Annotated in this window: 9 protein-coding genes and 1 pseudogene; 3 read left to right on the top strand and 7 right to left on the bottom strand. The window is 72.6% G+C overall.

Features of this window, described 5'->3' with window-relative positions; all coding sequences use genetic code 11:
* Positions 1 to 230 (top strand): annotated as a pseudogene (locus tag G6038_RS28690) (carbon monoxide dehydrogenase); the annotation flags it as partial.
* A gap of 89 nt (positions 231 to 319) precedes the next feature.
* Here G6038_RS28690 and G6038_RS28685 read toward each other — a convergent pair.
* The 3 genes from G6038_RS28685 to G6038_RS28675 are packed head-to-tail and all read right to left on the bottom strand — an operon-like array spanning position 320 to position 5,215.
* Positions 320 to 3,034: a molybdopterin cofactor-binding domain-containing protein gene (locus tag G6038_RS28685; RefSeq protein WP_165042053.1), complete on the bottom strand. Its 2,715-nt coding sequence runs from the start codon at positions 3,032 to 3,034 to the stop codon at positions 320 to 322.
* The gene (locus G6038_RS28680) at positions 3,031 to 3,840 is read right to left on the bottom strand and encodes an FAD binding domain-containing protein (protein ID WP_165042051.1); all 810 of its coding nucleotides are present in this window, start codon (positions 3,838 to 3,840) and stop codon (positions 3,031 to 3,033) included. Before G6038_RS28680 ends, G6038_RS28685 begins: the two co-directional genes overlap by 4 nt.
* Before the next feature lie 4 nt (positions 3,841 to 3,844).
* Complete coding sequence (locus G6038_RS28675; RefSeq protein WP_165042050.1) at positions 3,845 to 5,215, bottom strand: 8-oxoguanine deaminase; 1,371 nt, start codon at positions 5,213 to 5,215, stop codon at positions 3,845 to 3,847.
* A 143-nt stretch (positions 5,216 to 5,358) separates the two neighbouring features.
* On the opposite strand from G6038_RS28675, the gene G6038_RS28670 reads away from it, so the two are divergent.
* Entirely contained in the window at positions 5,359 to 6,831 is a 1,473-nt protein-coding gene (locus tag G6038_RS28670) for a PucR family transcriptional regulator (protein ID WP_165042048.1), read from the top strand.
* Positions 6,832 to 6,838: 7 nt separating this feature from the next.
* Here G6038_RS28670 and pucL read toward each other — a convergent pair whose 3' ends face one another.
* From pucL to uraD, 3 genes are read right to left on the bottom strand one after another with little or no spacing between them, the layout of a single operon-like run.
* Entirely contained in the window at positions 6,839 to 7,759 is a 921-nt protein-coding gene (gene pucL, locus G6038_RS28665) for a factor-independent urate hydroxylase (protein WP_165042046.1), read from the bottom strand.
* Between the two features lie 4 nt (positions 7,760 to 7,763).
* Positions 7,764 to 8,090, bottom strand: a complete 327-nt coding sequence (uraH, locus tag G6038_RS28660; protein WP_165042044.1) for a hydroxyisourate hydrolase — start codon at positions 8,088 to 8,090, stop codon at positions 7,764 to 7,766.
* Positions 8,087 to 8,608, bottom strand: coding sequence for a 2-oxo-4-hydroxy-4-carboxy-5-ureidoimidazoline decarboxylase (gene uraD / locus G6038_RS28655; RefSeq protein WP_165042042.1), 522 nt, complete (start codon positions 8,606 to 8,608; stop codon positions 8,087 to 8,089). Before uraD ends, uraH begins: the two co-directional genes overlap by 4 nt.
* A 155-nt stretch (positions 8,609 to 8,763) precedes the next feature.
* Here uraD and G6038_RS28650 point away from each other — a divergent pair, with 155 nt between their 5' ends.
* The gene (locus G6038_RS28650; protein WP_165042040.1) at positions 8,764 to 9,666 is read left to right on the top strand and encodes an LLM class F420-dependent oxidoreductase; all 903 of its coding nucleotides are present in this window, start codon (positions 8,764 to 8,766) and stop codon (positions 9,664 to 9,666) included.
* Between the two features lie 19 nt (positions 9,667 to 9,685).
* On the opposite strand, the gene G6038_RS28645 is transcribed toward G6038_RS28650, so the two are convergent.
* Positions 9,686 to 10,414 carry a transcriptional regulator gene (locus tag G6038_RS28645; RefSeq protein ID WP_165042038.1) on the bottom strand — a complete coding sequence of 243 codons (729 nt, stop codon included), beginning with the start codon at positions 10,412 to 10,414 and terminating at the stop codon, positions 9,686 to 9,688.
* Positions 10,415 to 10,540: the final 126 nt, after the last annotated feature.

Raw genomic sequence — 10,540 nt, 5'->3', positions numbered from 1 at the left:
CCCCGGTGCCGACGCCGGAGGCCGTCGCGCCCCCACCCCCGGCGGGCGGGGCCCCGGAGGTGACCCCGGCCGTGCCGGTGACGGCGGCACCACAGCCCACCGAGGCCGCGCCGCTGGACCTGATGCAGTACGCCCGCGGGTCCGTGCTCAAGCGCGTCGGCCCGGCAGTGGCCGTGTCGGCGCTGGTGGCCCTGATCGTCTACCTGCTGCTGCGGCGCCGCCACACCTGAGCGAATGTATCGTTCCGTCGGACTGATCGAGTGAGCGATACATTCGCTCGGCACGGGCGGACGGGCACGGGCGGACGGGCACGGCCCGGTCACTGCAGCAGCCGCCAGATCCGGTCGCGGGAGAGCGGCAGCTCGTGCGGCCGGATCCCGATCGCGCGGCGCACCGCGTTCGCCAGCGCGGGTGCCACCGGGTTGAAGGGCGCCTCGCTCATCGACTTCGCGCCCATCGGGCCGAGCGCGTCGTAGGTGTCGGCGAAGTACACCTCGGTGCGGGGCAGGTCGGCGTACTGCGGAATGTGGTAGTTCCGCAGCGCATCGGTGACGACGCGGCCGGCGTCGTCGGTGACGAGTTCCTCGTACAGCGCGACCCCGATCGCCTGCGCGGCACCACCCTCCACCTGGCCGCGGCACTGCTCGGGGTTGACCACGACGCCGGCGTCGGCGGCCTGCACCGACTGCAGGATCTGCAGCTCGCCGGTGCGCACGTCGACGGCGACGCGGAAGGCCTGCACGTTGAACGACAGCGAGCGGGGCAGGCCGCCGTGGCTGCCCTCGGCCCGCAGCGTGCCGCCGGCCGCGTCGAGCAGTTCGCCAGGGGTGACGACGCGGCCGCCCGCACGCACCCCGTCCGCCTCGGGCACCGCGTCGTCGGGGTCGGTGCCGGTGATCTGTCCGGCGAGTTTGACCATCCGCCGGCGCAGTTCCCGCGCGGCGGCGAGCAGCGCCTTGGCGGCGACGACCGTCCCCGACGATCCGTACGCACCGGTGTCGTGGGTGGTGACGTCGGTGTCGGACTGACGGATCCGGATGCGGTCGGGATGGGTGGCCAGCTCGGTGGCGGCGATCTGGGTGTGGACGGTGGTGGTGCCGTTGCCGAACTCGGCGGTGCCGACCCGCGCGAGATAGGTGCCGTCGCGCAGCAGTTCGACGGACGTGTCGGCGACGTGCCCGCCCGGCGGGTTCGACGCGATCATCGCCAGGGCCATGCCCTCACCGACGCGCCACTGCGGCCCGGCCGGTTCCCCGGCACCGCCTCGGCGCATCGCGTCCTGCACCAGGTCCAGGCACTGGTCCAGCCCGTAGCTGCCGAAGACCAGATCGCCGCCCTCCGGGTGCGCGCCCACCAGGTCGTCGCCGGGCACGACGACGTTGCGCCGCCGCAGCTCGTACGGGTCCATGCCGAGTTCGACGGCGAGCTCGTCCATCGCCGACTCGATTGCGAAGATGATCTGCCCCAGCCCGTAGCCGCGGAACGCACCGGAGGGCCGGTTGTTGGTGTACACGGCCTCGGCGTCGACCCGCTTGTTCGGGCACCGGTACACCTCGACGGATTCGCCGCATCCGTGGAACATCACTCCCGCCGAGTGGTTTCCGTAGGCGCCCGCGTCGGAGAGCACATCGACGGCCAGGGCGGTGAGGACGCCGTCGGCGCCGGCCGCGACCGTGACGTCCACGCGCATCGGGTGCCGGCACGGCGCGACGGTGAGCTGATCGGTGCGGGTGAACTCCCACTGCACCGGACGTCCGGTGCGCAGGACCGCCGCCGCGACGACGTCCTCGGCGAGCATCTCCTGTTTGGCACCGAAGCCGCCGCCCACGCGCGCGGCGAACACCCGTACCCGTTCGCGGTCGAGACCGAAGATGTGGCACAGCTCGTCGCGGACGAGGAACGGCACCTGCGTGGAACTGCGGATCACCAGGCGGCCCCCGGTCGCGAGATCACCGCTGCCGTCGATCCATCCGATGGCGCCGTGGGTCTCGAGGTGCGTGTGCTGCACGCGCTGCGTCTGCCACCGGCCGCGCACGACGGCGGCGGCCGCGGCGACACCGGCGTCGACGTCACCGACCTCGCCGTGCAGTTCGGCGACGAGGTTGCGCGACGGATCGGCGATGCGCGTCTCGGGTCCCTTGTCCGCGTGCAGCAGCGGAGCGCCGGGCCGGCGCGCCTCGTCCGGGTCCAGGACGTACGGCAGCACCTCGTATTCGACGGCGAGCAGGCGACACCCTTCCTGCGCGAGCGCCGGGGTCTCGGCGACGACGGCCGCGACCCGCTGCCCGTGGTGGCGCAGGATCCGGTCGAACAGCACGGTGTCGTCGGGGTCGTCGTCCCGGTGTTCGTGACGGGCCGTGGAGTACGCGACGGCCGGGGCGTCGCGGTGACAGAGCACCGCGTGCACGCCGGGCAGTGCCTCCGCGGCGGTCGTGTCGATCGAGACGATCCGTGCGTGGGCGTGCGGGCTGCCGAGCACGGCGACGTGCAGCACACCGGCGACGGCGGTGTCGAAGGTGTAGGGCTCGGTACCGGTCACCACCCGCGCGGCGGCCGGGGCGCGCAGGGACCGCCCGCAGGAGGGCCCGGCCCCGGGTGCCTCCACGTTGGTGACGCCGTGCAGCGCGTCGTCGACGGATCGGTAGCCGGTGCACCGGCACAGGTTCCCCTTGAGCCGGTTCGGCAGGTCCGTCAGATCGTCGTCGGTCAGGGTGGCGGCGGTGACGATCATTCCGGCCGTGCAGAATCCGCACTGGAACCCGGCGGCGTCGACGAACCGCTGCTGCAGCGGGTGCAGATCGTCACCGGTGCCGAGGCCGGCGACGGTGGTCACGGCGTGGCCGCCGGCACGCGCGGCGGGAAAGACGCACGAGTGCACCGCCTCTCCGTCGACGAGGACCGAGCAGGCGCCGCAGTCGCCGGCGTCGCACCCCTTCTTGACCTCGAAATGGGCGTGCTCACGCAGGAGCGTGCGCAAGCACTGCCCCGGGCGGGGGTCGGCGTCGAGTTCGCGGCCGTTGACGGTGAACCTCACGACAGTTCCTCCCGGATCTCGTCGGCCAGGACGGCGGTGACGGCGCGGCGCCAGTCGGCGGCGCCGTGGGCGTCGGTGAAGTACGCGTCCGCCGGCACACCGGTATGCAGCGCGTCGGCGAGTTCACCGGGCGTGGGCGGCTCGGGGAAACGGAACACGTAGGGCCGCACGGTCGCGGCGGTCACCGACAGCGTGAAGGCGCCGTCGGGGCCGGCGCGGCCGATCACCACCGCCCCGGAGCGGCCGAGCGGGGCGAGCGCGATCTTGCGGAACGCGGTGCGCGACGCCAGCGCCGCCGCGGGGACGTGCATGCTGCGCAGTACCTCGCCCGGTCCGAGCAGATTCGTGCCGTTCCCGGTGACGAACTGCTGCACGGGAATCCGGCGCTCCGTGCCGTCCGGTGCCCAGATCAGGGCGGCAGCGTCGAGCGCCGTGGCCAGCGAGATCATCGCCCCCGCCGGGAACGAGAGGCAGACGTTGCCGCCGACGGTGGCACGCTTCCAGATCTTCCACGAGGCGAGCAGTGCCGCCGCGCACTGACGGAACAGCGCTGCGCTCGGCCATGTTTCGGTGTCCGACAGCGCGGCGAGGCGTTCCACGGTGCAGGTGGCCGCGATCTCGAGACCGGCGCCGGTGACGGTCAGAGCGGGCCAGCGCAGCCCGGACAGGTCCAGCAGCCGGCGCAGGTGCGGCTGCGGCTCGGAGAACAGCCACGTCCCGCCGCCGACGAACGCCGTAGCGGCGTCGACGACGAGATCCTCCCGGGTACCGGCTATGTCGTATTCGGTAACGGTGTGCAGGTCCATGCGCTCACCCCGCCTTCGCCACCAGCGCGTCGTGCGCGGCGGCAACCTCCGCGGCCACCGACGTCTCGTCGACGGTGCGCACCTCGTCGCGGCGCACCACCTCGCGGCCGTCGATCAGCAGCAGCTCGAGCGGCGGCTGGGAGCCGAGCACGAGCGCCGCGACGGGATCGGTGATGCCCGCATGGGCGAGCGTGTCGATCCGCCACAGCGCGAGGTCGGCGAGCTTGCCGACCTCCAGGGAGCCGATCTCGTTCTCCCGGCCGAGGACCCGCGCCCCGCCGACGGTCGCCAGTTCCAGGCTCTGCCGGACCGTCATCGCGCGCGGCCCGCTGCGGGCGCGGGCGAACAGCGCGGCGTGGTGGGCCTCCTCGAGCATGCAGCACGACTCGTTGCTCGCCGCCCCGTCGACCCCGAGGCCGAGCGGCACCCCCGCCGCGTACAGGTCGGCGGTGCGGGCGATGCCGGCACCGAGGCGGGCGTTGGACGTCGGGCAGTGCGCCGCACCCGTGCCCGAGGCGGCGAGCACCCCGATGTCGCGGTCGTCCAGGTGCACGGCGTGCGCATACCAGACGTCGGGGCCCGTCCAGTCGAGCGACTCCATGTACTGCACCGGATTGCAGCCGAACCGCTCCATGCAGAAGTCCTGCTCGTCGAGGGTCTCCGCGAGGTGGGTGTGCAGCCGCACCCCCAGATCGCGGGCGAGCACCGCGGACTGCTTCAGCAACTCCGTGCTCACCGAGAACGGCGAGCACGGTGCGAGCGCGATCCGCAGCATGGACCCGAACGACGGGTCGTGCCACCGCTCCACGGCCCGCTGGCTCTCGACGAGGATGGTGTCGAGGTCCTCGACGACGTGGTCCGGCGGCAGGCCGCCCGCGCTTGCGCCGAGGTCCATGGACCCGCGGCACGGGTGGAACCGGATGCCGACGTCCGCGGCCGCGGCGATCTCGGCGCCGAAGACGTCGCCGCCGTCGCGCGGGACCATGTAGTGGTGGTCGGTGCTGGTGGTGCAGCCCGTGCGCACGAGGTGGGCGAGGGCTCCCTTCGCCGCGACGTGTACGGCGTCGGCGTCGATCCCGCCCCAGACGGGGTACAGCGTCGTCAGCCACTCGAAGAGGGTGTGATCGACGGCGAGGCCCCGGGTGATCCACTGGTACAGGTGGTGGTGGGTGTTCACCAGGCCGGGCGTCAGCACGCAGCCGGTGCCGTCCACGAGGGTGGCGTCGTCGTAGCCGCGTGGCTCGCCGGCGCCCACGGCGACGATCCGGTTGCCTTCGACGACGACATGCCCGCGCCGGTACTCGGCCCGTCCGGCGTCCATCGTCACCACGTGCGCGCCCCGGATCACGATCGGCCGGGTGGTGTTCGGCTGCATCGGCGTTGCTCCTCCCGCTCGTCGACGGTCCCAGTCAACGCCCCCGGAAACCGCAACATCCCGGTCGGCACACACGAAACGGAACCGAAATATCGGCTTCGTATTGTGCGATCGTCCAAACCCGTCACCCGGAGGTGAACGCCGTGCTGCTACAGGATGTCCTCGACGCACCGGAGCTGGGAATCCGCCTGCTGCACGGTGAATCCGATGCGCTCACCCGCCCCGTGCTGCGGGCGTGCACCACCGACATGCCCGACCCCACCCGCTACGTGAGCGCGGGATCGCTGGTGTTCACCGGCCTCGTCTGGCGGCGCACCGCGGCGGATGCGGACCTGTTCGTCACGCTGCTCGCCCGCGCCGGGGTCTCCGCCCTCGCCGCCGGGGAGGCGCTGCACGGGCAGGTGCCGTCCGACGTGGTCGAGGCCTGCGTCCGGCACGGGATACCGCTGCTCTCGGTGCCCGAGGAGGTGCCGTTCAGCCGGGTCATCGAGTACATGACCGGCCGGATGGCCGGGGCGCGGATGGACCGGTTGCAGACCGGCCTGGCCCGGCAGCGACGACTGCTCACCGCGGTCGCCGACGGGTGCAGCCTCGATGAACTCACCGACCGGACCGCCCGGGAGTTCGGGGTGTCGGCGTGGCTGCTCACCGCCACCGGGATGCCCGTCGCCGGCGCCGGTCCCCTGCCCGACGAGGACGTCGACGCCCTCACGAGGACCGCGCTGACCGTCGATCGCCTGCCCGCCGAGGTGGCGGGGGGATACACGGTGCTGCCCGTCGGTTCGGGATTCGCCGACCGGATCGGCTCGTGGTACCTCGTGGTCCGGCACGCCGGCACCCCCGACGCGGAGTGCCTCGACGCCTTCGGCGAACTCGCCGCGGTGGCGGCCCTCGACCGGGTGCGGCGGGAGGAACGCCGCCGGCTCGGGTGGGAGGCCGCGGACCGGACGCCCCCCGGAGGCGACATCGACTGCGGCAGATCACCGATCGCCGTGGTGGTCGACCGCGCCCCCGCCGGCACCCCGGAGCAGCGCGCCGCGATCCGGGCCGCCGTGCAGGACGCGTTGTCCGGCGCCGTCACCACCGTGGACGTCGCCGGGCGCGTCGTCGCGCTGGTCGACGGGGAGGAGTCCGAGGTGGTTGCCGTGCTGCGACGGCGCCTGGGGCGCCTCGCGCCCGCGCTGCCCCGGGCTCGTCTGCTCGCCGGTGTCAGTGCCTGCGGCACAGGCGAATCCGTTGACGGGGCGGTGCGTTCCGCGGTCGCTGCCGTCGCCGCGGCGCGCGACGACGCGGGGGCGGTGTGCGTGCGGGCGGCCGAGCTCGATTCCGCGCTCGGGTTGTTCACCGCCGTTCCCGACCAGCTGCGCCGCGCGTTCGCCGGGCGCATCCTCGGGCCCGTGCTCGAGCACGACCGGCGCACCGACGCCGGGCTGCTCGCCACGCTCGAGGCGTTCCTCGACTGCGACGGCTCCTGGCGCCGCACGGCGGACCGATTGCACGTGCACCTGAACACGGTCCGCTACCGGATCGGACGCGTCGAGGCGCTCACCGGCCGCGATCTGGGACGCATCGGCGACCGGCTCGACGTGTACCTCGCCGTGCGGGCCCTGGCGTGAGGGCGCGTCAGACGGCGCCGGTGTAGGCGTCCCAGGCGATCCCGGCGGCGGGGGCGTCCTCGCGCTGCACCGTCGCCTGGATGAGGCCGTACGGCCGGTCGTCGGCGTGGAAGACCTCGTTGTCGTTGGCCACGCCGAACCGCTCGAGGTCGTAGACGAAGTGATGCTTGTTGGGGGCCGAGAGCCGGATCTCGGCGACGAACGGGTACATCTCGAGCACGGCGCGTCCCATCTCGAAAAGAGTCTGCTGCAATGCTTTCGACCGAAGGTTCGCGAACCGCTCGAGCATGGTCGCCTTGATCCCGGCGTAGGTGGCGTCCCAGTCGACGTCGGTCGTGGTGAACCGCCATTTCGCGACGAGGCTCGTCGCCATCACCCGGTCGTGGGTCGGCTCGAGGACCGTGTACGGGTCGGTGAGGAACCCGGCGAACTCGGAGCCGGTGGACTTGAGCACGACGAGGTCCTTCAGCCCGCCGATCACCCATTCGCGGCGCGCCGGGCCGGAGCCCTGGACGGTCACCGCGGCGGTGCGTACCTCGGAGCCCTTCCGGGTCCAGGTGTGGTCGTGCCCCACGCCGTCGACGACGACTCGCTCCCAGGCGTATTCCTCGATCTCGATCCGGGCCGAGTGGACGGGTTCGACGTCGTCGACGAAGTGCCGCGCGAGGGCGAGGGCGTAGGTCTCGACGAAGTCGACGCCCTTCTCCTTGGCGTAGGCGTAGATCGTCTGCTTCTGGGTGTCGGTGGGCAGGACGGTCCCCTGGTCGCCCTCGAGGTGCGCGGCACCGAAGTCACCGCGCAGGCAGGACGAGACGTTCATGTCGCGGATCTCGTGCCGCGGGGTGTCGCGGCGGATCCGCACCACGCGGTTCTCGGCCTTTCCGTACTGGTGCGGTCCGAGGACGATCTTGCCGGTCAGTTCGGTCATGGGGTCAGCTCCCGCGGTAGGTGGAGTAGGCGAACGGGGACAGCAACAGCGGCACGTGGACGTGCTTGCCGGACAAAGAGATCCGGAAGGTGACGACGACCTCCGGATAGAAGGAGTCGATGTCACGCTCGGCGAACCAGTCACCCGCGCCGAAGGTGAGGGTGTAGGTGCCGGGCGGCAGGGGCCCGTCGGTCAGTGCGCTGATCCGGCCGTCGGCGTCGGTGCGTCCCGTCCCGAGGACGGTGCCGTCCGCGTCGGCCAGGACGACGTGCACTCCGGCTGCCGGCGTCCCGGTGGTGGCGTCGAGCACGTGCGTGCCGAGGGTGCTCATCGCAGGCTCCCGCGGGACGCGGCGTCGGCCTCGTCGAGCACGAGACGTTCGAGCCGGAGCCGGGTGATGTCGGCCAGGGCGGAGCACACCTCCGCGCCCTCGGTGGCGGGATCGTTACCGAGGCGGCGGTGGAGGATGTCGAGCAGCTCGGCGGCGGACCGCCCCGCCGCACGCACGAGGTACACGTGCCCGAACCTGTCCTCGTAGGCACGGTTGCCGGCGGCGAGGGCGGCGAGCATCCGGGCGTCGGCGGTGGCGACGGCCGACTGCTCCCGCTGCGACGACGCGCTCTCCGAAGGTTCCCCGATGCGCGGATGCCCGGCCAGGGCCTCCGCCCGGCCGTGGTCGTCGAGACCCGCGATCGCGACGGACACGGCGTCGAGCAGGGCGTGACGGTCGCCGTACGGGCGTCCGGCGGCCACCCGGGCGGCCCAGGTCGCGCCGGCGCAGCAGGTCGTCAGCAGCGCGACGGCCTCGGGTTCCGGCAGGGCGTCGAACTCGGCGACGGTGTACGGCACGGGAGCCTCCTTCGTTCCGGTGCCTCCACCCTCGCGCAGGCGGGACGGTTCCCGGGACGCCCGCAGCTACAAAGCCGGCCGCGGTCCGGCGGAGGGGTTTGGACGATCATCCAGGGCCGCGGTCCGGGCCGACCGTCACCGATCGACCGCCCGGAATGAAACCGGCGGCGACGGAGGTTGGACCCGGCGTGACGGATTCGACGAAGGCAGAGAACACGACGCAGACTCCCCCGCTCGGCCGCTTCGGCGTCTGGCGGCACGCGACCGGCCTCCCACCGGAGACCGGGGCCGAGATCGAGGAGCTCGGCTACGGCACGATCTGGATCGGCGGTTCGCCGCCCGCCGACCTCGAGGTGGCCGAACGCCTCCTCGACGCCACCGAGAACATCGTCGTGGCCACCGGCATCGTCAACATCTGGACCGCCCCCGCCGACGAGATCGCCGCCTCCTACCACCGGCTCGAGGAACGCCATCCCGGCCGCTTCCTGCTCGGTGTCGGCGTCGGCCACCCCGAGGCGCACGGTGAGACGTACCGCAAGCCGTACGCGGCACTGGTCGAGTACCTGGACGTGCTCGACCGTGAGGGTGTACCCGAGGCGCGGCGGGTGCTCGCGGCGCTGGGACCGAAGGTGCTGAAGCTGTCCGCGGACCGGGCCGCCGGGGCCCACCCCTATCTCACCACCCCCGAGCACACCCGCGAGGCGCGCGCCGTTCTCGGCCCGGGCGCCGTGCTCGCCCCCGAGCAGAAGATCGTGCTGTCCACCGACGTCGCCACGGCCCGCACCATCGGCCGCAAGGCCGTGGCCAACCCGTATCTGCAGCTGCGCAACTACCGCGCGAATCTGGAACGCACCGGCTTCACCTCCGAGGAACTCGACAACGACGGCACCGACCGGGTCGTCGACGCGCTCGTCGCGCACGGCGACGCGGAGTACATCGCGACGCGTCTGCGGGAGCACCTCGACGCCGGGGCGGATCACGTCGCGGTCCAGGCCCTGCCGATGCGGGACGACCCGGTTCCGGCCCTGCGGGAGGTCGCCGCGGCGCTCGGGCTCTGACGCCCGGAACCGCGACGATTCACCGCTCTACGCCCCGGATCCGGACGCAGCAGAACCCCGGTTCCGGGGCGAGTTCCGCGCAGAGCCGGTCGGTCCCGAGTCCGGCGACGACCCCGTCGAGCAGGGCGAGGTTCATCCCGCAGACCAGTTCGCGGTGCTCGTTCGCCAGCCGGTCGAACGGGCAGTTCGCCAACCGGATCTGCCCGTCGCCGAACAGGCGCGGCTCGTAGCCGTGCCGGGCGAGCACCCGCGCCAGGCGTTCGAGGTCGGTACCTCCCGCGTCCGCGGGGCCGTTCTCCGCCCCGGCGGGCACGGCCGGGGTGGCCGCATTCGCGGCAATACGCCGGCCGTGCTCGGCGGCAGCGGTCCGCACCGCCTCCGCGATGGGCACCGAGTCGCGCATCGACCGTTCGATCGCAGCCGCCAGAACCTCCCCGGCGAGGTCGTAGCGCCGCTCGGGCAGGGAGATCGACAGCTCGCGCGACGAGCGCCGATAGAGCTTCGACGGCCGTCCTGCGCCCGGGCCCGTCCGCCCCGAGAGCCTGCGGTACTCCGTCTCGAGCAGGCCCTCCGCCACGAGCCGGTCGAGGTGGAACCTCGCTGCGTGCAGGGGCAGGCCCACCGCGGCCGCGGCCTGCTCGCGCCCGACCGCGTCCGCTTGTGCGGCGACGTAGCGATAGAGGGACCGCCGAGCCGCGTCTGCCAGCGCACCGATCCCCGAAGCCTGTTCGGCGAACTCGTCCTGCACGATTCTCCCCTTCTAAAAGAGAAACTTCTTGACGTAATCTACGTCAGACTTCTAAAATCAAATCTACTCTCTTTTAGAAGTCAGGAGACTTCGATGAGCCACACGCCCACCTCCCCCGCCACGTCC

The sequence above is a fragment of the Rhodococcus sp. 14C212 genome, assembly GCF_011058195.1.
GTDB classification, from domain to species: Bacteria; Actinomycetota; Actinomycetes; order Mycobacteriales; family Mycobacteriaceae; genus Rhodococcus; species Rhodococcus aetherivorans.
The sequence above is the reverse complement of the archived record's forward strand: the minus strand, read 5'-3'. Positions and strand labels throughout refer to the sequence as shown.

Coding starts and splice junctions, on each gene's coding strand:
- G6038_RS28680 (WP_165042051.1), bottom strand. CDS start 3,840: ATGGACCTGCACACCGTTACCGAATACGACATAGCCGGTACCCGGGAG.
- G6038_RS28675 (WP_165042050.1), bottom strand. CDS start 5,215: ATGCAGCCGAACACCACCCGGCCGATCGTGATCCGGGGCGCGCACGTG.
- pucL (WP_165042046.1), bottom strand. CDS start 7,759: ATGACCGAACTGACCGGCAAGATCGTCCTCGGACCGCACCAGTACGGA.
- uraH (WP_165042044.1), bottom strand. CDS start 8,090: ATGAGCACCCTCGGCACGCACGTGCTCGACGCCACCACCGGGACGCCG.
- G6038_RS28650 (WP_165042040.1), top strand. CDS start 8,764: ATGAAACCGGCGGCGACGGAGGTTGGACCCGGCGTGACGGATTCGACG.